Origin of the sequence: Mycobacterium sp. JS623, from assembly GCF_000328565.1 — a bacterium.
Lineage (GTDB): Bacteria > Actinomycetota > Actinomycetes > Mycobacteriales > Mycobacteriaceae > Mycobacterium.
The window spans coordinates 1,492,566-1,518,502 of record NC_019966.1 but is presented as its reverse complement, the minus strand read 5'-3'; the positions used below and the strand labels follow the sequence as shown (position 1 = coordinate 1,518,502).

General features: G+C 64.7%; 21 protein-coding genes. 10 read left to right on the top strand and 11 right to left on the bottom strand.

What is annotated here, in order from left to right; translation table 11 throughout:
* The first annotated feature begins 211 nt into the window (after nucleotides 1–211).
* The 3 genes from frc (MYCSM_RS07280) (at nucleotide 212) to MYCSM_RS07270 (ending at nucleotide 3,790) form a co-directional block, all read left to right on the top strand.
* The gene (gene frc / locus MYCSM_RS07280; RefSeq protein ID WP_015305498.1) at nucleotides 212–1,438 is read left to right on the top strand and encodes a formyl-CoA transferase; all 1,227 of its coding nucleotides are present in this window, start codon (nucleotides 212–214) and stop codon (nucleotides 1,436–1,438) included.
* Between the two features lie 65 nt (nucleotides 1,439–1,503).
* Complete coding sequence (locus MYCSM_RS07275) at nucleotides 1,504–2,892, top strand: OFA family MFS transporter (protein WP_015305497.1); 1,389 nt, start codon at nucleotides 1,504–1,506, stop codon at nucleotides 2,890–2,892.
* Between the two features lie 178 nt (nucleotides 2,893–3,070).
* A complete protein-coding gene (locus MYCSM_RS07270; RefSeq protein ID WP_015305496.1) occupies nucleotides 3,071–3,790 on the top strand; it encodes a GntR family transcriptional regulator in 720 nt (239 codons plus the stop codon).
* A 98-nt stretch (nucleotides 3,791–3,888) separates the two neighbouring features.
* On the opposite strand, the gene fdhD is transcribed toward MYCSM_RS07270, so the two are convergent.
* On the bottom strand, nucleotides 3,889–4,731 hold the full coding sequence (fdhD, locus tag MYCSM_RS07265) for a formate dehydrogenase accessory sulfurtransferase FdhD (RefSeq protein WP_015305495.1): 843 nt from the start codon (nucleotides 4,729–4,731) through the stop codon (nucleotides 3,889–3,891).
* A gap of 101 nt (nucleotides 4,732–4,832) precedes the next feature.
* On the opposite strand from fdhD, the gene MYCSM_RS07260 reads away from it, so the two are divergent.
* Together MYCSM_RS07260 and MYCSM_RS07255 are read left to right on the top strand one after the other, a co-directional pair.
* Nucleotides 4,833–6,170, top strand: coding sequence for an OFA family MFS transporter (locus tag MYCSM_RS07260; RefSeq protein ID WP_015305494.1), 1,338 nt, complete (start codon nucleotides 4,833–4,835; stop codon nucleotides 6,168–6,170).
* 32 nt (nucleotides 6,171–6,202) lie between these two features.
* Nucleotides 6,203–6,502, top strand: coding sequence for a hypothetical protein (locus MYCSM_RS07255; protein WP_015305493.1), 300 nt, complete (start codon nucleotides 6,203–6,205; stop codon nucleotides 6,500–6,502).
* Nucleotides 6,503–6,658: 156 nt separating this feature from the next.
* Here MYCSM_RS07255 and MYCSM_RS07250 read toward each other — a convergent pair whose 3' ends face one another.
* From MYCSM_RS07250 to MYCSM_RS07215, 8 genes are all read right to left on the bottom strand, one after another.
* Nucleotides 6,659–7,927, bottom strand: a complete 1,269-nt coding sequence (locus MYCSM_RS07250) for an HNH endonuclease signature motif containing protein (RefSeq protein WP_015305492.1) — start codon at nucleotides 7,925–7,927, stop codon at nucleotides 6,659–6,661.
* A gap of 313 nt (nucleotides 7,928–8,240) precedes the next feature.
* The gene (locus tag MYCSM_RS07245) at nucleotides 8,241–8,453 is read right to left on the bottom strand and encodes a formate dehydrogenase subunit delta (protein WP_015305491.1); all 213 of its coding nucleotides are present in this window, start codon (nucleotides 8,451–8,453) and stop codon (nucleotides 8,241–8,243) included.
* 1 nt (nucleotide 8,454) lies between these two features.
* Nucleotides 8,455–11,277 (bottom strand): formate dehydrogenase subunit alpha, encoded by a 2,823-nt coding sequence (fdhF, locus tag MYCSM_RS07240; RefSeq protein ID WP_015305490.1) that lies wholly within the window; start codon nucleotides 11,275–11,277, stop codon nucleotides 8,455–8,457.
* Nucleotides 11,274–12,845, bottom strand: a complete 1,572-nt coding sequence (locus MYCSM_RS07235; protein WP_015305489.1) for a formate dehydrogenase beta subunit — start codon at nucleotides 12,843–12,845, stop codon at nucleotides 11,274–11,276. The genes fdhF and MYCSM_RS07235 overlap by 4 nt, the downstream gene beginning before the upstream one ends.
* A complete protein-coding gene (locus MYCSM_RS07230; RefSeq protein WP_015305488.1) occupies nucleotides 12,842–13,300 on the bottom strand; it encodes a formate dehydrogenase subunit gamma in 459 nt (152 codons plus the stop codon). The genes MYCSM_RS07235 and MYCSM_RS07230 overlap by 4 nt, the downstream gene beginning before the upstream one ends.
* A gap of 78 nt (nucleotides 13,301–13,378) precedes the next feature.
* Nucleotides 13,379–14,635, bottom strand: a complete 1,257-nt coding sequence (gene frc, locus MYCSM_RS07225) for a formyl-CoA transferase (RefSeq protein ID WP_015305487.1) — start codon at nucleotides 14,633–14,635, stop codon at nucleotides 13,379–13,381.
* Between the two features lie 36 nt (nucleotides 14,636–14,671).
* Nucleotides 14,672–16,414, bottom strand: a complete 1,743-nt coding sequence (gene oxc, locus MYCSM_RS07220; protein ID WP_015305486.1) for an oxalyl-CoA decarboxylase — start codon at nucleotides 16,412–16,414, stop codon at nucleotides 14,672–14,674.
* 151 nt (nucleotides 16,415–16,565) lie between these two features.
* Nucleotides 16,566–17,498 carry a LysR family transcriptional regulator gene (locus tag MYCSM_RS07215; protein ID WP_015305485.1) on the bottom strand — a complete coding sequence of 311 codons (933 nt, stop codon included), beginning with the start codon at nucleotides 17,496–17,498 and terminating at the stop codon, nucleotides 16,566–16,568.
* Nucleotides 17,499–17,608: 110 nt separating this feature from the next.
* Between MYCSM_RS07215 and MYCSM_RS07210 the strand changes: the two genes are divergently transcribed.
* Nucleotides 17,609–18,070: a PAS domain-containing protein gene (locus MYCSM_RS07210; protein ID WP_015305484.1), complete on the top strand. Its 462-nt coding sequence runs from the start codon at nucleotides 17,609–17,611 to the stop codon at nucleotides 18,068–18,070.
* Between the two features lie 19 nt (nucleotides 18,071–18,089).
* Here the strand turns inward: MYCSM_RS07210 and pyk are convergent, their stop codons facing one another.
* Together pyk and MYCSM_RS07200 are read right to left on the bottom strand one after the other, a co-directional pair.
* Nucleotides 18,090–19,511, bottom strand: a complete 1,422-nt coding sequence (gene pyk, locus MYCSM_RS07205; RefSeq protein WP_015305483.1) for a pyruvate kinase — start codon at nucleotides 19,509–19,511, stop codon at nucleotides 18,090–18,092.
* 12 nt (nucleotides 19,512–19,523) lie between these two features.
* Nucleotides 19,524–20,531, bottom strand: a complete 1,008-nt coding sequence (locus MYCSM_RS07200) for a 2-dehydropantoate 2-reductase (protein ID WP_015305482.1) — start codon at nucleotides 20,529–20,531, stop codon at nucleotides 19,524–19,526.
* A 173-nt stretch (nucleotides 20,532–20,704) separates the two neighbouring features.
* On the opposite strand from MYCSM_RS07200, the gene MYCSM_RS07195 reads away from it, so the two are divergent.
* From MYCSM_RS07195 to MYCSM_RS07180, 4 genes are read left to right on the top strand one after another with little or no spacing between them, the layout of a single operon-like run.
* Entirely contained in the window at nucleotides 20,705–21,784 is a 1,080-nt protein-coding gene (locus tag MYCSM_RS07195; protein ID WP_015305481.1) for a Re/Si-specific NAD(P)(+) transhydrogenase subunit alpha, read from the top strand.
* Nucleotides 21,784–22,083, top strand: coding sequence for an NAD(P) transhydrogenase subunit alpha (locus tag MYCSM_RS07190; protein WP_015305480.1), 300 nt, complete (start codon nucleotides 21,784–21,786; stop codon nucleotides 22,081–22,083). Before MYCSM_RS07195 ends, MYCSM_RS07190 begins: the two co-directional genes overlap by 1 nt.
* The gene (locus tag MYCSM_RS07185) at nucleotides 22,080–23,504 is read left to right on the top strand and encodes an NAD(P)(+) transhydrogenase (Re/Si-specific) subunit beta (RefSeq protein WP_015305479.1); all 1,425 of its coding nucleotides are present in this window, start codon (nucleotides 22,080–22,082) and stop codon (nucleotides 23,502–23,504) included. The genes MYCSM_RS07190 and MYCSM_RS07185 overlap by 4 nt, the downstream gene beginning before the upstream one ends.
* Nucleotides 23,505–23,539: 35 nt before the next feature.
* A complete protein-coding gene (locus tag MYCSM_RS07180) occupies nucleotides 23,540–25,906 on the top strand; it encodes an FdhF/YdeP family oxidoreductase (RefSeq protein WP_015305478.1) in 2,367 nt (788 codons plus the stop codon).
* Nucleotides 25,907–25,937 lie beyond the last annotated feature (31 nt).

Sequence of the window (25,937 nt, the reverse complement as noted above, 5' to 3'; positions counted from 1 at the left end):
TCGGGGCTTGCATCCAGATTGTATGAGGTATACCGTACGCCCTGTGATGTCCGTTACTTTCCGACGAGACGAGTGACTGCCTTCACAAACCACTTCGAAGCAGCGAGCTGTGCCGGGTCCGGCAAGCGGTCACTGATCAACGTGTGGTCCGGCTTCGACGCGCGAGCGTCGGGGTGCGCTGACGACACGTCCACCAAATAAGGGGACTGTCTTGGGAAAGGCACTCGAAGGCGTGCGCGTCCTGGATATGACACATGTCCAGTCCGGCCCGTCGTGCACGCAGATCCTGGCCTGGCTCGGCGCGGACGTCGTGAAGGTGGAGGCACCCGCGGGCGACGTCACGCGCAAGCAGCTTCGGGACATCCCTGGCGCCGACAGCCTCTACTTCACGATGCTCAACTGCAATAAGCGCAGCATCACGCTCAACATGAAGTCCGCAGAGGGCAAGCGCATCTTCACCGACCTGCTCCCCCGGTTCGACATCCTCGCCGAGAACTTCGGCCCCGGCGCAATCGAGCGCATGGGCTTCGGGTGGGAGGAACTGCAGCGCATCAACCCGCGGCTGATCTTCGCCTCCATCAAGGGTTTTGGCGACGGCCCCTACACGCACTACAAGGCCTACGAAGTCATCGCGCAGGCGATGGGCGGATCGATGAGCACGACCGGCTTCGAAGAAGGACCGCCGATGGCCACCGGAGCCCAGATCGGCGACTCCGGCACAGGTATCCACACAGTGGCCGGCATTCTGGCCGCGCTCTATCAACGCGAGCACACCGGTCGCGGGCAGCGCGTCACCGTCGCCATGCAACACGCGGTGCTCAACCTGTGCCGGGTCAAGTTGCGCGACCACCAACGGCTGCAGCACGGACCGCTCGGCGAATACCCCAACGAAGACTTCGGCGACTGCGTCCCGCGATCGGGCAACGCGTCCGGCGGTGGGCAGCCGGGCTGGGCCGTCAAATGCGCGCCTGGTGGGCCGAATGACTACATCTATGTGGTCGTACAGCCGGTGGGCTGGGAACCGATCGCGCATCTGATCGGCAGGCCCGAGCTGGTCACCGATCCCGAGTGGAGCACGCCGCAGGCGCGATTGAACAAGTTGGACAAGATGTTCCAGCTCATCGAGGAGTGGACGATGGGCCTTGGCAAATGGCAGGCGCTCGCGCAGCTGACCGCGCACAACATCCCCTGCGGCCCAATCCTTTCCACGAAGGAAATCATCGAGGACGCCTCGTTAGCAGCCAACGACATGGTTGTGCGGGTGGCTCACCCCGAACGCGGCGAGTTCACGACGGTCGGCTGCCCGATCAAGCTGTCCGACTCCCCTGTCGACGTCGTCCGCTCCCCTTTGCTGGGCGAGCACAACGCACACATCTACGGCGACGAGCTCGGGCTTGGTGACCAGCTCTCCGCGCTGAAGGCGAAGGGAGTCATCTAACGATTCCGCCACCAAGAAAGCAGACAGTCGGCAGTATACAGAGACGAAAAGGAGATTCGACAGGCATGAACGCGTCAGCTCAGCCGGCATACCGCGAGGTAGTCGACGATAACGGCCGGGTGTATCGAGTCGGCGAGACCGACCGCGACATCCTCGGACGGTCACGGGCCTGGATGGTATGGCTCCCGTGGATTTCAATGATGGCCATCAGCTCTTCCGAATATGCGTTCACGTCAGCCGACGACACGCTGTCGGAGGCACACGGTTGGCACGGCGCCCACATCTTCTGGTTGCTGGGCGTGTGGGTGATGTTCCAGGCCGCCGTCGCATTCCCAGTCGGCCAAATGCGGGAGAGCGGCAAGCTGTCGGCACGCTCTGCGATGTTGCTCGGTGCGGGCGGGGCATTCCTTGGATACCTGTCGCTGGCGTTCGCCCCGCACGTCATCCTTGCCTACCTCGGCTTCGGATTGTTCGGCGGCGGCGGCGCCGGCTTCGTGTACGCCACGTGCATCAACATGGTGGGCAAGTGGTATCCGGAACGCAAGGGCGGCAAGACGGGCTTCGTCAACGGCGGCTTCGCCTACGGCTCGGTGCCTTTCATCTTCTTGTTCACCAACTACATGGACCTGGAGAACTACGAGGGCATCCTATTGGCGGTCGGCATCTTCCTGGCGTCGGTCGTCGCGCTTTGTGGCTTCTTCTTCGTCGACCCCCCGAAGAACTGGTGGCCGCCGCACGTCGACCCACTAAAGGTCAACGACGACCCGAAGATTCGCCGCGCACTGCGGAAGAACCCGCCTGCGGTCAAGCAGTACACCCCGAAGGAAGCCATCAAGACCGGCATTCTGCCGCTAATGTGGTTCGTGCTGCTGTGCACCGCGGGCATCAACATCTTCGGGATCGCGATGCAGGTGCCGTTCGGCAAGGAGATGGGCTTCGCCGGCGGCATCGTCGCACTCGCGATGAGTTTCAAGGCGATCGTCAACGGCACCGGCCGCGGCGTGATCGGCTGGATCTCCGACCGCGTGGGCCGCAGGGACACGCTCATCATCGTGTGCGTGGTGCTGGGCCTGGCCCAGTTCGCGGTGTACTTCTCCGGTTCGATCGGCAGCATGCCGCTGTTCCTGTTGGCGTCGATGGTGTCCGGCTTCGGTGGTGGCGCGATCTTCCCGTTGTTCGCGGCGATGACGGCCGACTACTTCGGTGAGAACAACAACGCCACCAACTACGGCCTGGTCTACAGCTCGAAGCTGGTGTCGGGTCTGGTCGGTGCCGGCCTGGGCGCGGTCGTCGTGGATACGTGGGGTTACGGCGCCGCGTTCGGCATCGCCGGTTCGGTCGGCATCGCCTGCGCCTTCCTTTCAATCCTGCTGCGTCAGCCCAAGCTCAAAGAGTCAACGCCGACGCGGTCCGATCCGACACAGGTAGAGGCCAAGGTCCTCGTCGTCGACTAACCGGCTTCGGCACACAACACCCCGGGTGACCAGACGTCCTGCTCAGGACCTCTCACCCGGGGTGTTCTGTTGCCGGTCAGCGGGTACGCACTACAACAATTGCGGCAATAGCAGTTTATTGCATACGAAAGCCGGTAATCTGTTGACCGCAACCAGCTAGTTGGCCGGAGGAACGCGCATGTCACTACCCACCCCGAGTCCCCGTAAGCGCGCGTCCACGCTGATTGATGGCGCAGCGCGCCGGGTCCAGCGTCCGGCTCCCCTGCGCCAGGCGGTGTACGACGCGATCGTGGACCTGATCGTGCAGGGCACCCTGCAGCGCGGTCAGCACCTGGTCGAAAACGAGCTCGCCGAATATCTCGGCGTGAGCCGCCAGCCGGTGCGTGAAGCATTGCAGCGGTTGCAGACCGACGGATGGATCGATCTTCGCCCCGCGCAGGGCGCGTTCGTACACACGCCGTCGGAGGACGAGGTGGACCAGCTGCTCGGGGTCCGGACCGTCCTCGAGACGTACTCAGCCCGGTTGGCCGCGGAGAACGCAACTGCTGAAGACGTCAACCGGCTGTGGGAGTTGCAACAGGACGGCATCAACGCACTGGCCGCCAATGACTCGGAAGCGCTGGTAAGGGCGAACGTGAATCTGCATGAGGCGATCACGGAGATTGCGGGAAACTCCGTACTGGCCAAGCACATTGGGCTTGTCGAGCGTCGGTGGCACTGGTATTACCTGCCGATCGCGCAGCCGCGCGGCCAAGGCGCATGGACCGAACATGCCGAACTGATCAAGGCCATCGCGGCCGGTGACGCCGATTTGGCGAGCAGCATCATGCAACGCCATACGGAGCACACGCGGAAGGTCTACCACGACCAGCGGCAGGCCAAGTCAGAGGCCGAGTAGTTTGCGATCTTCGCCGAACGTTCCGTACCGCTCGAATTTTCGGCAATTTTTCGAATGGTAAGGAACGTTCGGCGCATGAGCCTAGGTCGTGTTTCAGCTCAGCATGGCAACGGTTCGACCGACTCGATCCGCTCGGTCCCGGAGTAGACGTTCATCGACGACCCGCGCAGAAAGCCGATCAAGGTCATTCCCATCTCCCGCGCCAGATCGACCGCAAGCGATGATGGCGCGGACACCGCGGCGAGCGCCGGGATCCCGGCCATCACGGCCTTCTGCACCAATTCGAATGAGGCTCGGCCGCTCACCATCAGCGTGCTGCCGCTCAGCGGCAGGCGGGCCTGATCCAGAGCCCATCCGACCACCTTGTCCACCGCGTTGTGCCTGCCGACGTCTTCCCTGACGCACCACAGTTCCCCCGTCGCATCGAAGAGTGCGGCGGCGTGCAGTCCGCCCGTAGAATCGAAGACCCGTTGGGCGGCCCTCAGCTTGTCCGGCAGGGTGGCAATCGTTGCGGGGTTGAGCCGCAACGGATCACGGTCGACGTGCCACCTGCTGATGGTGCGCACAGCGTCCAGGCTGGCCTTGCCGCACAAGCCGCACGATGACGTTGTGTAGAAGTTGCGCTCCAACGACACATCCGGCAGTGGCACACGGTCAGCCAAAAGCACATCGAGCACGTTGTACGTGTTGACACCGTCAGCCGTGGCGCCCGCGCAATACCGGATCCCGGCGACGTCAGTGTCGGCCGCCACTACGCCCTCGCTGACCAGAAAGCCGCGGGCAAGGTCGAAGTCGTTCCCCGGGGTTCGCATCGTCACCGTGAGGGGGCGGCCGGCGACACGAATCTCTAACGGTTCCTCCGCCGCGAGCGAGTCCGGACGGGCGGTGGCCAACCCGTCGGTCATCCGAACGACCCGATATCTGCTGGTTACGCGTCCCACGCCGGTGCTCCCTTCGGTTGTGGTTGAACGCTGGACAAGTGATCCACGTCATAGTTATGCTATCCGCATACTGTATGCAATCGTATCGTTCGGAGGCGGACATGACCAGCAGCAGCCACGGAGTCGCAGTCGCCGAAGTTCGGGATCTGCACGGACGCTCCTACCGGGTCGGCGAGCGGCCGCAGGACATCATGGGGTGCTCCCGGGCCTGGATGTTCTGGTTGCCGTTGACGGCGATGGCAGGAATCAGCGTGCTGCAGTACGGCTACAGCGTCGCGGCCATCGCACTGCGGCCGGCGGGCGCCGCGGCGTTCTGGGTGCTCGCGCTGTGGGTGATGTTCCAGGCCGGCGCTGCCGCGCTGACCGCCGCATTGCGCCATCACTCGGCCGTCTCGCCGTCGCGGGCCATGCTCGTCGGCGCCCTGCTGTGCGCCACCGGACCACTCACGCTCGCCTACACCGACGGCGTCGGCCTGGCCGTGCTCGGCTACGCGGTGCTGAGCGGCATCGGTGCAGGCATTGTCTACGCGACGTGCAGCTCCACCGTCGCGAAGTGGTATCCAGAGGCGCGAGGACTGCGAATCGGTTTCGTCACTGGCGCATTCGGCTACGGTGCCGTGCCGTTCATCATCCTGTTCGCCACGGATCTGTCCCCGGCCAACCATGGTGCGATCTTCACCGCGGTGAGCGTTGTCGTCTTGGCCGTTGTCGCCTTGTGCGGCGTCTTCTTCCGGGATCCCCCGCAGGGCTGGTGGCCACCCGACATCGATCCCAGACTGTGGGCCATCGACAAGCGAATCAACCGGAGTCTGTGCAGCAATGCGCCGGCGGCCCGGCAGTACGCACCGGGTCAGGCTGTGCGGACGACCGCGTTCGTGGTGATGTACCTCATCATGGTGTTCGCCGCCGCCACCTTCCTGCTAGCGGTCGCCTACATCCCAACCGTCGCGATTTCCAATGGATTCGGCGCGGTGGTGGCCGCGTCGGCCGTCGGGCTGCTCGCCGTCGTCAGTGGTGGCGGCCGCGCGGTCGCCTGCCGGATCTCCGACCGGTTCGGGCGACGTCAGACACTCAGCGCCGCATTGCTGCTCGCCGGATGCGCACAGCTGGGCTTGGTGTACTCGACCTCTGTTCATCAGCCCGAGGCGTTCGTAGGGTTCGCGGCGCTCAGCGGGTTGGCCGGCGGCGCGTTCTATCCACTGCTGGCGAGCCTGGTGGCCGACTACTTCGGCGAGCGCAATGCCGGGCGAAACTTCGGAGTTGTCTACAGCGCCAAGATGTTCGGCGGGCTCATCGGCATCGGGCTGCCGGCATTCTTGGTGTCCTCCCCCGCACTGAACGGTGTGTTCGTCGCCGCGGGTTTGATCGGGCTGTGTGCCGCCGTCACCACGCGTCTGCTTCACCAGCCGGGCCATCTCATCTCTCGGCTGCCGCGCTAGACCCGAATTCGTCATCATCACAAGGAGATCCGATGTCCCTGGCTAGCAAAGTAGACGAGCTGCAGCGGCTGATCACAGACCTGCGCGGGTGCATGACATCGCTTGTCGCAGCATGTGGCGATCGCCCAGCCACCCGTCGTGTCCTGAACGACGCGGAGTGGATCCTGAACGGCATCCGCCGACTCGAAATCGATATCGAAGAGCTGGAAGCGCACCGGGGGCTCGCACAACCCGCAACGTCGAAGCAGCGGATCCAGATCCCTGACACCCAATACGACATCGACTTCTGGCGAGATGTCGACCATGAGGGCATTGGCGGCCTTCGGTCCTGAGCCCGTAACCCGACTGGCTCAATCTACTGCGCACGTCGCGTGGATCTTCATGAGGGCCGTGGCTAGCGGATCAGCGGCGGCATGCGTGGTTGCGCGGATCGTCAACGAATTTCTCTACGCACCAACCTGTTTGAGCATGGGGCGCTCGTAACCAACTTAGTTGTTGTTTGTTGGTGGTGGTTGGGGCTGGAAGGGTTCGTACCACCACCAGTCGGCGCGCTCACCCAGGGGCCCGTTCCAGGGTGGCACATCGGGTGGGGGTTTGGTCGGTGGCCGGGCGAGCGAGGCCGCGCTGAGTTGTCGACCCGCGCTGTCGGTGACGATCAAACGGTCGGCGGGTCCGGTGATGGTGATGGCGCCGCGGTGATGCAGCCGATGGTGGTACGGGCAGAGCAGCACCAAATTGGACAGTTCGGTGGGGCCGCCGTCTTCCCAGTGCACGAGGTGATGCGCATGCAGACCGCGGGTGGCGCCACAACCAGGAACCGCGCACATGCGGTGACGATGCTCCAGCGCCCGGCGCAGCCGCCGGCTTATCGTCCGCGTGGTGCGTCCGGCCCCGATCGGTTGGCCGGCCCGTTCGAACCACACTTCACAGGTGGCATCGCAGGTCAAATATTGGCGCTCGGCCTCGGTGAGCAGCGGACCCAGATGCAGTGCCGCGGCGCGCTGTTCAACGTCGAGGTGTACCACCACGGTGGTGTGCTGCCCGTGCGGTCGGCGCGCCGCCTCGGCGTCCCAGCCCGCCTCCACCAGACGCATGAACGCCTCCTCGGTGCCCGGCACCGGAGCCCGCTGCTCCGAGGTGTGGTCGGCGCTGTCGCCGTCGCCGTGATCATGTTTCCACTGCGCAATCAACGCATCCTGGTGCGACGCCAGTGCGGCGTCGAACTTCGCCGCATCATGGGGCGGAAGTTTGATCCGCCAACAAGTTCCGTCCTCATGGGTGGTCTTGGTGATCGAGCGTTGCGGCTCAGCCCCAGCATCGGGTTCGGGTTCGGGTCGCGGTTCCAACTTGACCGCGGTACGCAGCTGCTTGACCGCGGCGACCGCGGCCAACTGCGCATAATGCTCATCAGAACCCTCGGCTGCCCGTGCGGCGATGACGCCGACCTGATCCAACGACAGCCGACCCTCGCGCATCGCGGCCGTGCACCGCGGAAACTCCTCCAACCGGCCCGCAATCGTGGTGATCGTGTGGGCGGTTGTCGACGACAGACCCAGCTTCCAGCCCACCAATCCCGCCACCGAGCGTGCCCCGGTCATCCCGCACAGCCCGTCACGGTCGATCTCGGCGACGATCTCGACGATGCGCCCATCAATGGCGTTGCGCTGACCCGCCAGCTCCGCTAACTCCTCGAACAACACCTCAAGACGCTCTTTAGGGCTCGTTGTGGTCGAGCCGAGCACCGCCGTCGAGGACATAACACCATCATTGCAGCCGCCTCCGACAAAAAACGGCCACCACAAACCGCGCGACGTCTCGGAAACCACACGATCTGCACCCCGCAATTGCCCAGCTCCGCAGGCGGTCTGGGGACGGTGCCCACGTTGGCGACCCCACACTGCACCAAGTTGGTACTCCGCGCTGTCGGTCGCAATGATCAGTACGCCGCCGCGCTGCCTTGCATACCGACGGCTGGCACGACGCGGATGTCCATGCACGGTGGGCCGACGATGCCGCCTAATATTGCCGGTCGACGCACCGCACGCTACGGCTAGTCATCCCAACCCACACCTACCGCAGCAACGAAGCGGCGGTGACCGCCACCGGATCGAGATCCGTTGTGTCCGAGGCGACGAGCAACAGCAGACGTTGTTTCATACGCGGGTCCCAGAACCGCTTGATGTGATCGGCTACCGCTGTCGCGGCATGCTCGGCGCGCAAGTAGCCAAAATGTGCGGCGATGTTGTTGATCATCTTGATCTCGGCAGGAGCGTTGAGCGCCATATCAATCCACCAGTTCCGCGGCCAGCTCGCCGTCCAGCGCAGGCTCTTCCTGTTCCCTGACCACCGGGTGAGCAAGCGCGACCTGCACGGCGGTCACCTTGTACTCCGGACAGTTCGTGGCCCAGTCGGAGTTGTCGGTGGTGACCACGTTGGCGCCCGTCACCGGATAGTGGAACGTGGTGTAGACGACGCCAGTCGGCATCCGGTCGGAGAGCTTGGCGCGTAGTTTCGTCTTGCCGACCCGGCTGGCTAGTGTCACCTCGTCGCCGTCGGTGATCCCGCGGTCTTCCGCGTCGTGCGGATGGATCTCCAGCAGATCTTCTTGGTGCCAAGCGATATTGGCTGTGCGACGGGTTTGCGCACCGACGTTGTACTGGCTCAGGATCCGGCCCGTCGTGAGGATCAACGGGAAGCGGCGTGTGCTGCGCTCGTCGGTCGGCACGAAGGGTGTCGGCACGAACCTGCCCTTGCCCCTGGTGAACTCGTCGATGTGCATGATCGGCGTGCCGTTGGGCGCATTCTCATCGCACGGCCACTGGATGCTACCCACCTCATCGAGCCTCTCGAACGATACTCCGGCGAATGTCGGTGTGAGAGCGGCGATCTCATCCATGATCTGGCTGGGATGGTCGTAGTGCATTGGGTATCCCATGGCTGTTGCGACCCTGCAGACAATGTCCCACTCGTGCATTCCACTCTTCGGCTTCATCACCGCGCGAACCCGATTGATTCGGCGTTCCGCGTTGGTGAACGTGCCGTCCTTCTCCAGAAACGATGCGCCTGGCAGGAACACGTGGGCGAACTTGGCGGTCTCATTGAGGAACAGGTCCTGGACCACCACCAACTCCATCGCGGCCAGCGCGGCGGTGACGTGGCCGACGTTCGGGTCCGACTGCGCGATGTCCTCGCCGTGCACAAAAAGGCCCCGGAACGTGCCCTCGATCGCAGCGTCGAACATGTTCGGGATGCGTAATCCGGGCTCCGGCAGAAGCGCGGTCCCCCAGAGGTTTTCGAAGATGCCGCGCACCGCGTCGTCCGACACGTGCCGATAACCAGGTAGCTCATGCGGGAACGAGCCCATATCGCATGACCCCTGCACGTTGTTCTGGCCGCGCAGCGGGTTCACCCCGACGCCGTCGCGGCCGATGTTGCCGCACGCCATCGCCAGGTTCGCCATGCCGATCACCATCGTCGAGCCCTGGCTGTGTTCGGTCACGCCGAGGCCGTAGTAGATGGCGCCGTTGCCCGCCTGCGCGTACAGGCGGGCGGCAGCACGCACGTCGGAGGCCGGCACGCCGGTAATCGACTGCACTGCTTCAGGGCTGTTCTCCGGACGGGAGATGAATTCCACCCACTGGTCGAACCCCTCGCAACGCTCCGCGATGAACGACTGATCGACCAGCCCCTCGGTGACCACCACATGCGCGATCGCGTTGACCACCGCAACGTTCGTGCCGGGCTTCAACTGTAGATGGTGATCGGCCTCGATGTGCGGCGAACGGACCAGGTCGATACGACGGGGATCGACCACGATCAGCTTCGCGCCCTGGCGAATCCGCTGCTTCATCCTGGAGGCGAAGACCGGGTGCCCATCGGTGGGGTTGGCGCCGATCACCATGATCACGTCGGCCTGCGCGACGGACCGGAAGTCCTGGGTGCCCGCCGATTCGCCGAACGTCTGCTTGAGCCCGTATCCGGTTGGCGAATGGCACACTCGCGCGCAGGTATCCACGTTGTTGTTGCCGAACGCCGCCCGCACCATCTTCTGGACGACGTACACCTCTTCGTTCGTGCACCGCGACGAGGTGATCGCGCCAATCGAGCCGGCGCCGTGCCGCCCCCTGATGTCGAGCATCCGGCGGGCGACAGTGTCGATCGCCTCGTCCCATTCGACCTCACGCCACGGATCGGCGGTGGTATCGCGGACCATCGGCTTCAGTTTGCGGTCCGGGTGGGTCGCATAGCCAAACGCGAAGCGGCCCTTCACACACGAGTGGCCCTCGTTGGCGCCGCCGTCCTTGTGGGGCACCATGCGAACCAGTTCATCCCCGCGCAGCTCGGCCTTGAACGAACACCCGACGCCGCAGTACGCGCAGGTGGTGATCACCGAACGCGACGGCATGCCCAATTCGATCACCGAACGTTCCTGCAGGGTGGCTGTCGGGCAGGCCTGCACACACGCGCCGCAGGACACGCATTCCGAGTCCATGAACAATTCGCCAGCGCCCGGCGAGACTTTCGAATCGAAGCCGCGGCCCTCGATGGTCAGCGCGAATGTGCCCTGGATCTCGTCGCAGGCGCGCACACAACGAGAGCAGACAATGCATTTCGACGGGTCGAAGTCGAAGTACGGGTTGCTCTGGTCTTTGACGGCGTCGAAGTGGTTCTCACCTTCGTAGCCATACCTGACCTGACGCAGCCCGACAGTGCCTGCCATGTCCTGCAATTCGCAGTCGCCGTTGGCGCCGCACGTGAGGCAGTCCAGCGGATGGTCGGAGATGTAGAGCTCCATGACGTTCTCGCGGAGCTTGGCGAGTTTCGGCGTCTGCGTGCGGACGACCATGCCGTCGGCCACCGGGGTGGTACATGACGCCGGTGTGCCACGGCGGCCGTCGATCTCCACCAGGCAGAGCCGGCACGAACCGAAGGCGTCAAGCCGATCGGTGGCACACAGCTTGGGGACGTCGATGCCGGCGAGCGCCGCCGCGCGCATGATCGACGTGCCTTCGGGAACCGCGACGGGCAGCCCGTCCACTTCGACCGAGATCGTCGCCGCACCCTCCTTGGCCGGAGTGCCGAAGTCGGGTTCCTTGAGCAGGCTCATGGCTTACCTTCCGTCCTCACGCTGATGGGCAGGGCAACGAAGTCGTCGGCGAAATGCGTGATCGCACTGCGCACCGGCATCGGGGTGAGCCCACCCATGGCGCACAACGAGCCCTCGGTCATCACGTCGCACAGGTCTTCGAGCAGCGCCAGGTTTTCGTCGCGGTGCTCGCCGGCGGTGATGCGGTCGATCACCTCGACACCGCGCACCGCTCCCACCCGGCAGGGTGTGCACTTGCCGCACGACTCGGCCGCACAGAACTCCATCGCAAACCTGGCCTGCGCTGCCATGTCGACCGTTTCGTCGAACACCACGATGCCGCCGTGTCCGACCATCGCGCTGGCCGCTGCGAACGCCTCGTAGTCCATGGGCAAGTCGAATTTGGTTCTCGGCAGATACGCCCCGAGCGGGCCGCCGACCTGGACAGCACGCACCGGCCGACCGGACCGGGTGCCGCCGCCGTAGCCGTCGACGAGTTCGCCGAGGGTGATCCCGAACGCGGTTTCCACGATGCCGCCGTGTTTGATGTTGCCGCCGAGCTGGAACACTTGCGTGCCGCGCGAACGCTCAACACCCAGTTCCTGATACGCCTGCGCGCCGTGCGCCAGGACCGTCGGCACGGTCGCGAGCGTGAGGACGTTGTTCACTACAGTCGGCTTGCCGAACAGGCCGTGGATCGCCGGAATCGGTGGCTTCGCGCGAACCATCCCGCGCTTGCCCTCGAGGCTCTCGAGCATGGAGGTTTCTTCGCCGCAGATGTAGGCGCCGCCGCCCACCCGCACATAAAGGTCGAAGTTGAGCGACGAGCCGAGCACGTTGTCGCCCAGCCATCCTCGGCCGTATGCGATTTCGATGGCAGCGCGCATCGTGGCGACCGCGTCCGGGTATTCGGACCTGATGTAGACGTAGCCCTCGGTGGCGCCGACGGCGTAGGCCGCGATCGTCATGCCCTCGATGAGCAGGAACGGATCGCCCTCCATCAACATCCGATCGGCGAAAGTGCCACTGTCGCCTTCGTCGGCGTTGCAGCAGACGAACTTCAGTTCATCGGCGCAGTCGAGCACAGTCTTCCACTTGATGCCGGCCGGGAAGCCCGCACCACCGCGGCCGCGCAGACCGGATTCCGTGACCTCTGCGACGACATCTGCAGGCGAATTCTCCAGCGCGCGAACAAGTCCGACGAGTCCACCGTGGCGCAGGTAGTCGTCGGGCGATAGCGGGTCGGTGATGCCGACCCTGGTGAACGTCACCCGATTCTGCGCTGCGAGCCAAGGCAATTCGTCGACCATCCCTAACCGCTGCGGGTGCGCCGCACCCTCGAACATGCCGGCGGCCACCAGGCCGTCGACGTCGGAAGCCGCCACCGGACCATAGCCGATGCGGCCGTCGAGGGTCGCCACCTCCACCAGTGGCTCCAGCCACAGCATGCCGCGAGAGCCGTTGCGAACCACTCGAATCGAGTGTCCGCGTCGCGCCGCTGCGGCCTCGAGTGCGTCGGCGACATCGTCAGCACCGACCGACCGCGCCGCGGAATCCCTTGGCACGTACACGGTAACCGGGCTAATCATGGCGTGACCGCCTCGTCGAGTATCGCCGACAACTCCGCCTCATCGAGCCGGCCGCGGAGCCTGCCATTCACTTGCGCCGCGGGGCCAAGCGCGCAGTTGCCGAGGCAGAAGACCTGCTCGACAGTCAGTGAACCGTCCGGGCTTGTCTCGCCCAGCGACAAGCCGCAGGTGTCCTTCAGATGGTCCACGAGTCGCTCTGCCCCGACCGCCTGGCACGCCTCGCCCCGGCAGATGCGCACTGTGGTGCGACCTGCGGGTGCGGAGCGGAAGTCGTGATAGAACGACACCACCCCGTGCACGTCGGCGCGGGACAGGTTGAGTTCCTCTGCCAGCACCGGAATTGCGTCCGGCGGAACATATCCCAGGCTCTCCTGCACCGCGTGCAGGATGGGAAGCAGCGCGCCGCGCTGCCCTCGATAAGTGGCGACGATATCTCGGACGAGAGTGACGCTCATAGCGCTCGCCTCCTAAGCGAAAGGGTGAGAACTGCCCCGGAGGGGGGATCTGGGGCAGTTCTCACCCGTGCGGGCGGGTTAGACGACGACCTTCTTCTCGTGCCACGCAGCGATGGTGTCCGCGTCGTACCCAAGCTCGGCAAGAACCTCGTCGGTGTGCTCACCGAGCAACGGCGCACCCTTGATGTCGGGCTTGAACTCCGAGAACTTGATCGGGCTGCCGACCGTCAGGAACGTGCCACGCCCCTTCTGCTCGACCTCCACGATGCTGCCGCTCTTGCGCAGATCCTTGTCGTCGGCGAGGTCCTTCATCGACATCACCGGCGCACACGGCACCTCCCACTCACGCAGGATGTCGACGGCCTCCCACTTCGTCTTGTCGGCGAGCCACTTCTCGATCTCGGCGAAGATGTCGAAGATCTTGTCCTGGCGGGCACGCGCGGTGGCATAGCCCGGGTCATCGACCCACTCCGGCCGGCCGATCGCCTCGGCGGTGCGCTTCCAGTTCTGCTCCTGGATGGTGAAGTAGATGTAGGCGTTCGGGTCGGTCTCCCAACCCTTGCACTTCACCACCCAGCCCGGCTGGCCGCCGCCGCCGGCATTGCCGCCACGGGGCACGGCCTCGCCGAACTCGCCGTTCGGCCACTGCGGGTACTCCTCAAGGTAGCCAACACGTTCCAGCCGCTGCTGGTCGCGCAGCTTGACCCGGCACAGGTTCAGCACGGCGTCCTGCATTGCAGCCGAGACCTTCTGGCCCCTGCCGGTCTTGTCGCGCTGGATCAGCGCGGTCAGGATGCCGATCAACAGGTGCATGCCGGTGTTGCTGTCACCGAGAGCAGCGCCGGCTACCGTCGGCGGGCCGTCCCAGAAGCCGGTGGTCGAGGCGTTTCCGCCCGCGCATTGCGCGACGTTCTCATAGACCTTGAGGTCATTCCACGACGAGTCGTCGTTGAAGCCCTTGACAGAGCCGAAGATCAGCCGGGGGTTCCACTTCTGGATGTTCTCCCACGACAACCCCATGCGGTCCATCGCGCCCGGTGCGAAGTTCTCGACCAACACGTCGGCGCCGCGGATCAGCTTCTCCATCACCTCGAGACCCTCGGGTGACTTCGTGTTGATCGCCAGCGAACGCTTGTTGCTGTTGAGCATGGTGAAGTACAGCGCATCCTGATCGGGGATGTCCCGCAGCTGACTACGGGTCACGTCACCCCCGCTCGTGCGCTCCACCTTAAGTACGTCGGCTCCGAACCAGGCGAGCATCTGGGTGCACGCCGGGCCCGCCTGGACCCCGGTGAAGTCGATCACCTTGATCCCGGAGAGCGGCAAATCGGTCATGACACGTTTCCTTTCGTTAGTTGATCGTGTCGGTGTTCAGTGCTTTGCGGTGATGCCCTTGGGGTTGAGGTGCGCGATATTGCCGCTCTCGGTGCCGTCCGCGGGGTCGATGACGCAGTCGATGAGTGCAGGTCTGCCCGACGCGAGGGCTTCACGCAGCGCGGCGCCGACTTCTGCGGGCGTGGTCGCCTGATATCCCTTGCCGCCGAAGGCCTTGATCATGTATTCGTGGCGTGCCCGCAGCGCCGTCGGCGCCGGATCGGACGTGGTCGAGGCGTCATCGCCGCGGTAGACACCGCTGTTGTTGAGGATGACGGTGACGATCGGCAGGTTGTAGCGGCAGACGGCCTCCAGCTCCATACCGCTGAAGCCGAATGCGCTGTCGCCTTCGATCGCGACGACCGGATCGCCTGTCTCGACGGCGGCGGCGATCGCGTAGCCCATGCCGATGCCCATCACGCCCCATGTCCCGCTGTCCAATCGGTGGCGGGGTACCTGCATGCCAATGGTGTTGCGCGCCAAGTCGAGTGCGTTTGCGCCCTCGTTGACGACGTAGGCCTGTGGGTTGTCGTGCAGCACGTCACGGATGGCCTGCAGCGCGCCGAGGAACTTCATCGGGTGCGCGGTCAGCGCGGCTTCCAGCCGGCCAGCCATCTTTGAGACGTTCCCTTCCGACTTGGAAGCGAGCTCTTCTCGCCACTCGGTCTGGACGGTGATCTGGCCCGGCTTCGCCCGCTCCAGCATGGCTTCCATCACCGACTCGATGTCACCGACGAGAGGGGCAGCGATGGGTTGGTTGCTATCCATCTCGCTGGCCGCGATGTCGACCTGGATGAACTTGGCGTCCGGATTCCATTGCGGCGCGTCGCCATGCCCGAGCAGCCAGTTGAGCCGGGCACCGACGAGCATCACCACGTCGGCCCGTTTCAGGGCGAGCGAGCGCGCCGTGGCCGCGGACTGCGGATGGTCGTCGGGCAGCAGTCCCTTGGCCATCGACATCGGCAGATAGGGCACGCCGGTGGTCTCGACGAACTCGCGGATCTGCTCGTCTGCCCGCGCGTAGGCCGCACCCTTGCCGAGCACGATCAGCGGCCGCTTCGCGTTGGCCAGCAAATCGATTGCGGAGTCGACCATCTCGGTCTCCGGTAGCTGCCGCGGCGCCGGATTGACGACCTTCCACAGCGTCTTGGCTGCCTCCTGTGCGTCGATGACCTCACCGAGCACGGCGGCAGGGATGTCGAGGTAGACGCCACCGGGACGGCCAGACACCGCGGTGCGGATCGCGCGGGCGACGCCGCGGCCGATATCCTCGGCCCGCGATACGCGGTAGGCCGCCTTGGCGAACATCCTGGCCGCAGCCAGCTGATCCATCTCCTCGTAGTCCCCACGCTGAAGATCGACGAGGTGGCGCTCGCTCGACCCGGAGATCTGCACCATCGGGAAGCAGTTGGTGGTCGCATTGGCAAGCGCGACAAGCCCATTGAGAAATCCTGGAGCGGAAACCGTCAGGCAGATGCCGGGCTTCTTGGTGAGGAAACCGGCCGCGGCAGCAGCGTGGCCAGCGTCGCTCTCATGGCGGAAGCCGATGTAACGGATGCCCGACGCCTGCGCGAGCCGGGCCAGGTCGGTGATCGGGATGCCGACCACGCCGTAGATGGTGTGCACGTCGTTGAGCTTGAGCGCGTCGACAACCAGATGGATCCCATCGGTGAGTGCACCCGGCTCTTGCGGATCGGGAATGCTCTCTACCTCCGTGTCCGGCAGGGAAGCAATGGTCATGGTGTGAGCCCTTCCTGGCTGTTCGCGCTTATTGCCTTGTTGGAATTAACTTTCCGCGTCGCTGCTGCGTGCGTCCAAGACTTGTCTGTGATCGCTTGATAACCGTCGGTTATCACCGTGAGACACGTCGGTGCCCGCAAGAAATGCGCCATTATGCGACGTGCACGAGGTCCTTTCGGTGGAGTTCAAATATGTCGTTCAGCGGCGTTCCGACCGCGACGTTCAAGAACGCCCTTGCGGCAACCGAACCCGGCATTCCCGCGTGGATCGCCATCGAGATCTGTGCCCTGGTATCCGGTTCGACGAGGCGGATGGCTCGCGCCGCTCCGTTGACCGGCATTGCCCGCAGCCAGGTGTGGGGCACCACGCTCGCCCATGCGCCCGTGGCCACATGGGCGTAAAGCGATGCGACGGAATCGGTTTCTACTTGAGGCGCCGCCGTCGCGCCGCTGTCGGCGAACGCCTTGTCGATGAACTGGCGGAACCGCATATCCGGCGTCAGCAGCGCCAACGGCAGCTGCGCAGCCTCGGCCCACGTGATGGTCCGCTCGGCGGGCACCAGCTGATCTCCCGACACCAGCAGCACGTACTGCTCTTCGTAGAGCGGCACCACCTCGAGGCCTGATTGGTCGTCGGGACCGAAATGCGCTATTGCCGCGTCCAACTCGAAGTCGCGCAGTTGGCGCAGCAGTTCGGTGGATGACAGCCGCGAACACACCTTGACCCTGGCCAGGGGATGCAGCGCGCAGAAGGCGGCCACGGGAAGCGCGGCGGTCGTCGACACCGTCGGCCCGATTCCGAGCCGCAGGGTCGCGGAGATACCGGACCGCATCGCGGCCGCCTCGGCCTTGAGCGCATCGTGTTCGGCAAGCACGCGCTTGGCCCACACGACCAGGCGCTCCCCCTCGGGCGTCAGCCCCTCGAAGTTCTGCCCGCGGTTGATGAGGGTGACGCTCAGCTCGCGCTCCAGCTTGGCGATCGACGTCGACAGGGCCGGCTGGGACACGTAACAGCTCTCGGCCGCGCGGGCGAAGTGCCGTTCCCTGGCCACCGCCACGAAGTACTCCAGCTGGCGCAACAGCACAGGCTTTCCTCCGTCGTTCACAAGATTGTATTCAGTATTCGATATTGCGTATGCTAGGCCTCCGCTGCGAGGATGTCCAGCGAGCGATCGGATAAGGAACGGAGTGTGACGTGACTGAAGGCGCGAGCGTGGCCGGCGTGACCGAGGAATGGCTTGCCACAGCGGTCGTGAAGGAATCCGCCGAGGCCATCGTGGTGACTGACCCGGCAGGGATCATCCGACTGTGGAACGAAGGGGCCGCGCGAATGTTCGGCTACCCCGTCGAAGAGGCGATCGGCCAGAACCTCGACATCATCATTCCGGAGAAGCTGCGCAACCGGCACTGGAAGGGCTATTTCCAGACGATGGCCACCGGCTACACGCGTTACGGCGACAAGCTGTTGAGCGTGCCCGCCACCCACCGCGACGGCCAGCGGTTGTCCATCGAGTTCAGCGTGGCGTTGCTGCGCGACGGCGCCGACCAGATCGTTGGGATCTCCGCGATCATGCGTGAGGTCAGTGAACGGCGTATCGCTGAGCGGGAGTTGCGCGCGAAGATCTCCGAGCTCGAGAGCCGCGTGGGGCCGGCTTAACCGGCCCCACACCGCTTCGTCACTCGATGCGAAGCACACGCATCCGGTCGGTGTAACCGGCTACCCCGCTGCGACTTCCGGACACCACGACCACCAGGCTGCCCGGATGGGAGATACCCAAGGCGGATAGACCCCGGCTCACTTCGGCTGGGATAGTCTCCGCCGTGCTTGACGCCGCCAGCACAGCCGACTGGATGCCCCAGGAGAACGCCAACCGGGCCCTGACCGACTCGTTGTGCGCGAAGGCAATCAACGGCAGCGGCGACCGCTGCTTAGCCAACCGCATGGCCGTCTCCCCCGAGCGAGTGAAGCAGCACAGCGCCGCTGCCCCGATCCGCCTGCCGAGTTCGCAAGCGGCGGCCGCAACGGCATCACTGATGCTGGCATCCTCGTCTTCCTCGAGCGGATCTTCCGTCGTTTTCCGTTGGCGCAGTCCGTCTTCCGCCGTCACAACGATGCGTCCCATCGTCTCGACCGTGTGGGCGGGATAAGCGCCGACACTGGTCTCCGCTGACAACATCACCGCGTCGGCGCCGTCGAAGACTGCGTTCGCCACGTCGGACACCTCGGCCCGAGTCGGACGCATGTCGGCGACCATCGAGTCGAGCATGTGAGTCGCCACGATCACTGGCTTGGCCGCGTGCCGGCACAGGTTGATGGCCCGCTTCTGCACCAACGGCACCTGTTCCAAGGGCATCTCCACCCCGAGGTCGCCGCGGGCGACCATCAAGCCGTCGAACGCGTCGACGATCGCACGCAAGTCCGTAACCGCCTCCGGTTTCTCGAGTTTCACCATGACGGGAACTCGCTTGCCCATCTCGTCCATCACCGCGTGCGCGAGCTTGACCTCCTCGGGCGCACGGACGAATGACATGGCCACCATGTCCACACCGAGTTCCAAGGCGAACCTCAGGTCCTCGATGTCCTTCTCGGACAACGGCGGAACGCTCACCGCGACGCCCGGCAGCGAGATGCCCTTGTTGTCGCTGACGGGTCCGCCGTGGATCACCTCGCAACGGACGTCGTCGGTGTGCACGTCGAGCACCCGCAGTTCGATCTTGCCGTCGTTGACCAACAGCCGATCGCCGGCCCGCACGTCGGACGCCAAGCCGTCGTACGTCGTCGACACTCTGTCGTGGTCGCCAGCGCACGGCACGGTGGTGATGACGATCTGCTCACCGGCGGCCCAGTACACCGGTCCGTCGGCGAAGCGGCCCAGCCGGATCTTCGGGCCCTGCAGGTCCGCGAGCACGCCCACCGCCCGTCCGCGCTCGGCGGCGATTTGGCGGACCGTGTCGTAAACAACGGAATGCTCGGCCTGGGTGCCGTGGCTGAAGTTGAGCCGCGCCACATCCATTCCGGCGTCGATGAGTTCGACGAGTCGGGAAGCGGTGGCGGTGGCCGGCCCAAGGGTGCAGACGATCTTTGCGCGTCGGTTCACGGTGTTCCTTTCTCAGCGCAAGGCCGGGACGGGGTCGGTGCGCAGGGCGCGTGGCACGCAGGTGCGCGCCAGCAGGTCGGTGGCAGCGTGGACAGTGCGCAGAGTTGGGGCGGGCGCACCGGTGAGGTCCGCCATCTCGACGACCGCGGTGACAATGGCATCGAGCTCCAGCTGCTTTCCAGCCTCGAGGTCCTGCAGCATCGACGTCTTGTGGTGCCCGACGTTTTCCGCTCCGCGTAGCCGCTTCTCGATCGAAATGTCCGGCCTGCTACCAACTCTCGCGGCGATGTCGAGCGTCTCTTCCATCAGCTGGGTGACGATCCGGCGCGTATTCGGGTTCTGACAGATCTCGACCATGGTCGCCCTGGTGAGTGCGCTGATCGGGTTGAACGCGACGTTACCCATCAGCTTGATCCAGATGTCGTCACGCAGGTTGGGTTCGACCGGGGCCTTAAGCCCACCGGCAATCATGGCGTCGCTCAACGCTTTACAGCGTGGAGAGATGTCACCCGACGGCTCGCCGATGGAGAACCGGGTGCCCTCCAAATGCCGGATCACGCCCGGCGCCTCGATCGTCGTTGCGGGATACACCACGCAACCGATGGCCCGCTCCGGTGCCAGCACAGCACTCGTCGCGCCGCCGGGATCCACGGCCTCGATGCGGCGACCCTCGTATGGACCTGCCAGTTGGTGGAAGTACCACCACGGAATCCCGTTCTGCGCGGGCAGCACCGCGGTGCGCTCGCCGAGCAGCGGCTCGACGAGCGGACCGCACGTTGGGTAGCTGTGCGCCTTCAGACCAAGGAAGACGTAGTCGACGGGGCCGATCTCGGCGGGATCGTCCGTCGCATGCGGATATGCGACGAAGTCGCCGCGCGGGCTGAGAACCTGCACACCGTTCTCCCGCATCGCCCGCAGATGCTCGTTGCGCGCGATCAGATGAACTTCTGCCCCACCCCGGTGCAACGCGGCACCCCAATAAGCGCCGATCGCTCCGGCACCCACGACTGCAATTCTCACGGCGACTCCTCTGCGCATACTGCATGTACAGCCACGACCGGCCAGTGGCCGAGCATGTCTTCAAGGGGACTGTTTGCATACAGTATGCGATCTGATCTATTGTGGCAATGGTCCAGCCTGGGCGTAGCGCCAGAGGCGCACTGTCTTGCCCGGCCACAGCCAGGAAGAGGCTTATGACGCTGATCGGAGTGCCGCGCGAGACCGCGGCGGATGAACGTCGTGTTGCGCTGGTGCCTAAGGTCATCGAGCGATTGCATGCCGCAGGTGTCGCCGTCGTCGTCGAAAGTGAGGCCGGCACAGGGGCATTGATTCCCGACCAACAATACGTACAGGCGGGCGCCACGATCGGCGACCCATGGGCCGCCGACCTTGTCGTGAAGGTGAACCCGCCGACCGCCGACGAGATCGCACTGCTGAAGCCCGAATCAACCGTCGTTGGGTTCCTGGCGCCGCGGACCCGCCCTGAGGTCGCCGACGGCCTACGACTGGCGGGCGTCACCGGCTTTGCGATGGAAGCAATTCCGCGCATTTCCCGCGCGCAGGCCATGGACGCGTTGTCGTCACAGGCCAATGTCGCCGGATACAAGGGGGTGCTGCTGGCGGCGTCGGAGTCCACGCGGTTCTTCCCGATGCTGACCACCGCTGCGGGCACGGTCAAGCCGGCCAGCGTGCTGGTGCTCGGCGTCGGGGTGGCCGGCCTTCAGGCCCTGGCAACCGCAAAGCGACTGGGCGGCAAGACCACCGGCTACGACGTGCGTCCCGAGGTGGCCGACCAGGTGCGCTCGGTCGGCGCGCAATGGCTGAACCTCGGCATCGACGCGGCCGGTGACGGCGGCTATGCCCGTGAGCTCACGGACGCCGAGCGGGCGCAGCAGCAGGATGCACTGGAAAGAGCGATCACCGGTTTCGACGTCGTCATCACCACCGCGCTGGTTCCCGGGCGTCCGGCGCCCCGGCTGGTCACTGCCGCCGCCGTGGAGGGCATGAAGCCCGGCAGCGTGGTGGTCGACCTGGCCGGGGAGACCGGCGGCAACTGCGAGCTGACCGAGCCGGGGCAGACCGTCGTCAAGCACGATGTGACGATCGCGTCGCCGCTGAACCTGCCAGCCTCCATGCCCGAGCACGCGAGCGAGCTGTACGCCAAAAACATTGCGGCGCTGCTGGATCTGCTGATCAAGGACGGCGAAGTGGCACCGGATTTCGACGACGAAGTCGTGTCCGCTTCATGCGTGACGCACGAGGGGAATATGTAATGTACGACCAACTACTGGCCAATCTGGCGATCCTGGTGTTGTCGGGGTTCGTCGGATTCTCGGTGATCTCCAAGGTGCCCAACACCTTGCACACGCCGTTGATGTCAGGCACCAACGCCATTCACGGCATCGTGCTGATCGGCGCCCTCGTCGTGCTGGGCCGAGTTGAGCATCCGAACCTCGCCGAGCAGATCATCCTGTTCGTCGCGGTGGTGTTCGGAACGCTCAACGTGGTCGGTGGCTTCGTGGTGACCGACCGCATGCTCGGCATGTTCAAGGCCAAGAAGGCCGCGCGATGAACTATCTCGTTACGGTGCTCTACATCATCGCGTTCGCGATGTTCATCTACGGCCTGATGGGGCTGACCGGTCCGAAGACCGCGGTGCGCGGCAACTGGATCGCGGGGGCGGGCATGGCCCTCGCGGTGGTGGCGACGCTGATCGCGATTCGGCACACCGAGAACTGGTTGCTCATCATCGCCGGCCTATTGCTCGGCGTGGCACTGGGGGTGCCTCCCGCCCGGTTGACGAAGATGACCGCGATGCCCCAGCTGGTCGCTCTGTTCAACGGCGTGGGTGGCGGCACGGTGGCCTTGATCGCATTGTCGGAATTCATTGATACGTCAGGCTTCTCGAACTTCAAGCACGGTGAGTCGCCGACGGTACACATCGTGGTGGCCTCACTGTTCGCCGCGATCATCGGGTCGATCTCGTTCTGGGGTTCAATCATCGCGTTCGGAAAGCTGCAAGAGATCCTGCCCGGCCGCCCGATCGGCGTCGGTAGGTTGCAGCAGCCGCTCAACCTGTTGCTGCTCGCCGGTGCGGTGGCCGCTGCCGTGGCGATCGGGCTGGCCGCGCGTCCCGCCAGCGGCGGTGCGTCGCTGTGGTGGATGGTCGGCCTGTTGATCGCAGCTGGCGTGCTGGGCTTGATGGTGGTGCTGCCGATCGGTGGTGCCGACATGCCCGTCGTCATCTCGCTGCTGAATGCTCTCACCGGATTGTCAGCTGCTGCAGCGGGTTTAGCGCTGAACAACACCGCGATGATCGTCGCGGGCATGATCGTCGGTGCGTCCGGTTCGATCCTGACCAACCTGATGGCCAAGGCGATGAACCGCTCCATTCCCGCGATCGTGGCAGGCGGCTTCGGCGGCGGCGGGATGGCCGCGTCGAGTGATGACGGTGTCGACAGGGTGGTGAAGGCAACCTCGGCGGCCGACGCCGCGATCCAGATGGCGTACGCCAATCAGGTGATCGTGGTCCCCGGCTACGGCCTTGCCGTCGCGCAGGCGCAGCACGCCGTCAAAGACCTGGCGGGGATGCTCGAACAACGCGGAGTGCCAGTCAAATACGCGATCCATCCGGTTGCCGGGCGGATGCCCGGACACATGAACGTGCTGCTGGCCGAAGCCGACGTCGAGTACGACGCGATGAAGGAGATGGACGACATCAACGATGACTTCTCACGCACCGACGTGACCATCGTCATCGGCGCCAACGACGTCACCAATCCGGCGGCGCGCACCGATCCGTCCAGTCCGATTCATGGCATGCCGATCCTCAACGTCGATCAGTCCAAGTCGGTGATCGTGCTCAAGCGCTCGATGAACTCCGGCTTCGCAGGCATCGAGAACCCGTTGTTCTACGCCGACGGCACCACCATGCTGTTCGGTGACGCCAAGAAGTCGGTCACCGAGGTCGCCGAGGAACTCAAGGTTCTCTGAGCGCGGACCCGCGAGCACGAAAGGCAACTGAAGACATGGGCGTCGAGAACCCAAAGATCAAGGCGCCCAAGAAGTCAGCTGCCGGGATGCCTGCGGTGATGCACGCACTGGAGTACTCGCTGGAGCAGACGTCGCTGGTGCGAACGGCGATCAATCTGCTGAGCATCAATCAGGCCAACGGGATCGACTGTCCAGGCTGTGCCTGGCCGGAACCCGCCGCAGGCAAGCGACACAAGAACGAGTATTGCGAAAACGGCGCCAAGCACATCGCCGACGAGGCCACCACCCGCAGGATCACGCGAGAGTTCTTCCGGGAGCACTCGATATCCGAGCTGGCGACCAAGTCCGACACCTGGCTCAACGAACAGGGCCGGCTGACCGAGCCGATGGTCAAGCTGCCAGGGTCGGATCACTACGAGCCGATCAGCTGGGACGGCGCCCTCGACTTGCTGGCGGCCGAGCTGCGCGGGCTCGACTCTCCCGACGAGGCGCTGTTCTACACGTCCGGGCGGCTCAGCAACGAAGCGGCTTTCCTGCTGCAGTTGTTCGCCCGGGCCTACGGCACGAACAACCTGCCCGACTGCAGCAACATGTGTCACGAATCCAGTGGTGCCGGCCTGACCGAGACACTCGGCGTCGGCAAGGGCAGCGTGAGCCTCGACGATCTGCACGAGGCCGATCTACTGCTCGCCGTCGGCCTCAACCCCGGCACCAATATGCCTCGAATGCTCTCGGCCCTGGAGGAAACCAAACGCAACGGTGGATACGTCATCGCCGTGAACACGTTGCCGGAGGCGGGGCTGATCCGTTTCAAGAACCCACAGAAGGTCAGCGGAATCCTCGGCCGCGGAACGCCGATCGCCGATCAGTTCCTGCACATCAAACCGTGCGGCGACCTCGCGCTGTTTCAGGCCATCAACGCGCTGCTGCTCAAGGCCGAGGATGCCGCCCCTGGCACGGTGCTGGACTTCGAGTTCATCGACACTCACACCTCGGGCTTTACCGAGTTCGCCGATCACGCGCGGCAGCTCGCATGGGCAGATGTCCTCGACGCGACCGGCCTTTCGCGCGAGGAGATCCAGCACGTCGTCGACAAAGTGCTGGGGAGCACGAAGGTCGTCGTCTGCTGGGCGATGGGCGTCACCCAACAGAAACACGGCGTGGCGACAGTCCGGGAGATCGTGAACTTCCTGATGCTGCGCGGAAACCTCGGACGACGGGGTACGGGGGTCTGCCCGGTGCGCGGGCACAGCAACGTGCAGGGCGACCGCACGATGGGCATCTGGGAGAAGATGCCGCAGTCGTTCCTCGACGCGCTCGCGCAGGAGTTCGGCTTCACTCCCCCTGCCAGGCACGGCCTGGACGCGGTCAACTCCATCCGCGCGATGCGGGACGGCAGGGCGAAGTTGTTCCTCGGTTTCGCAGGCAATTTCGTGCGCGCGACCCCGGACAGCGAAGCGACCGAGCGCGCGGTGCGCAACTGTCGGCTGACGGCGCACGTTTCGACGAAGCTCAACCTCTCGCACGCGGTGTGCGGCGAGACGGCCTTGATCCTGCCCACACTTGGCCGCACCGACCGCGATGTCCAGTCGACCGGCGAGCAGTTCGTCACGGTCGAGGACTCGATGAGCATCGTGCACCCATCCCGCGGGAGGCTCACCCCAGCGTCTGAACATCTGCTGAGCGAGGTGGCGATTGTGTGCAGGCTCGCTCGGCGCACACTTGGCGGCCTGCCCGAGATCAATTGGGAGAAGTTCGAATCCGACTATGACGTGATCCGCGATGCGATATCCCGTGTGGTGCCCGATTTCGAGGACTTCAACGACCGGGTGCGACGGCCGGGCGGCTTCGCATTGACCAATCCGGTCAACGAGTATCGGTTCAACACGACATCCGGCAAAGCGCAGTTCACTGCCAACACGTTCGACAGGATCCAGGTTCCTGCAGGACATCTCGTGCTTCAGACGATGCGATCACACGACCAGTGGAACACCGTGCCCTATGCCCCGAACGACCGGTACCGAGGCATCAAGAACGCCCGACGGATCGTCCTCGTCAATCCCGCTGACATCGAAAAGCTCGGGCTTGCCGATAGGCAGTTGGTCGATCTGGTGAGTATCTTCCATGACGGTGTCGAGCGGCGGGCAAGAGACTTTCGCGTAGTCGCCTACCCCGCCGCGCGCGGATCGGCGGCGTCGTACTACCCGGAGACCAACGTGCTCGTTCCGCTCGACAGCGTGGCCGACATCAGCAACACCCCGACGTCCAAGGGCGTCCTCGTGCGGCTGGAACCAGCCACCACCACGGTCGGTTGTTTCAGCATCAACAACATAGTTCTCGATACGCAACCTCAGGAGCGGATAGTGATCCAGCGCACACCGCCTAGTCAAGATCTGGAGTGAGCCCCAGCGAATTCCTGAAGAAATGGTTGTT

Bases quoted from the DNA above. Each gene is read 5' to 3' on its own strand.
- MYCSM_RS07275 (WP_015305497.1), top strand. From the start codon at position 1,504: ATGAACGCGTCAGCTCAGCCGGCATACCGCGAGGTAGTCGACGATAAC.
- MYCSM_RS07270 (WP_015305496.1), top strand. From the start codon at position 3,071: ATGTCACTACCCACCCCGAGTCCCCGTAAGCGCGCGTCCACGCTGATT.
- MYCSM_RS07260 (WP_015305494.1), top strand. From the start codon at position 4,833: ATGACCAGCAGCAGCCACGGAGTCGCAGTCGCCGAAGTTCGGGATCTG.
- MYCSM_RS07255 (WP_015305493.1), top strand. From the start codon at position 6,203: ATGTCCCTGGCTAGCAAAGTAGACGAGCTGCAGCGGCTGATCACAGAC.
- MYCSM_RS07250 (WP_015305492.1), bottom strand. From the start codon at position 7,927: ATGTCCTCGACGGCGGTGCTCGGCTCGACCACAACGAGCCCTAAAGAG.
- MYCSM_RS07245 (WP_015305491.1), bottom strand. From the start codon at position 8,453: ATGGCGCTCAACGCTCCTGCCGAGATCAAGATGATCAACAACATCGCC.
- fdhF (WP_015305490.1), bottom strand. From the start codon at position 11,277: ATGAGCCTGCTCAAGGAACCCGACTTCGGCACTCCGGCCAAGGAGGGT.
- MYCSM_RS07235 (WP_015305489.1), bottom strand. From the start codon at position 12,845: ATGATTAGCCCGGTTACCGTGTACGTGCCAAGGGATTCCGCGGCGCGG.
- MYCSM_RS07230 (WP_015305488.1), bottom strand. From the start codon at position 13,300: ATGAGCGTCACTCTCGTCCGAGATATCGTCGCCACTTATCGAGGGCAG.
- frc (WP_015305487.1), bottom strand. From the start codon at position 14,635: ATGACCGATTTGCCGCTCTCCGGGATCAAGGTGATCGACTTCACCGGG.
- oxc (WP_015305486.1), bottom strand. From the start codon at position 16,414: ATGACCATTGCTTCCCTGCCGGACACGGAGGTAGAGAGCATTCCCGAT.
- MYCSM_RS07195 (WP_015305481.1), top strand. From the start codon at position 20,705: ATGACGCTGATCGGAGTGCCGCGCGAGACCGCGGCGGATGAACGTCGT.
- MYCSM_RS07190 (WP_015305480.1), top strand. From the start codon at position 21,784: ATGTACGACCAACTACTGGCCAATCTGGCGATCCTGGTGTTGTCGGGG.
- MYCSM_RS07185 (WP_015305479.1), top strand. From the start codon at position 22,080: ATGAACTATCTCGTTACGGTGCTCTACATCATCGCGTTCGCGATGTTC.
- MYCSM_RS07180 (WP_015305478.1), top strand. From the start codon at position 23,540: ATGGGCGTCGAGAACCCAAAGATCAAGGCGCCCAAGAAGTCAGCTGCC.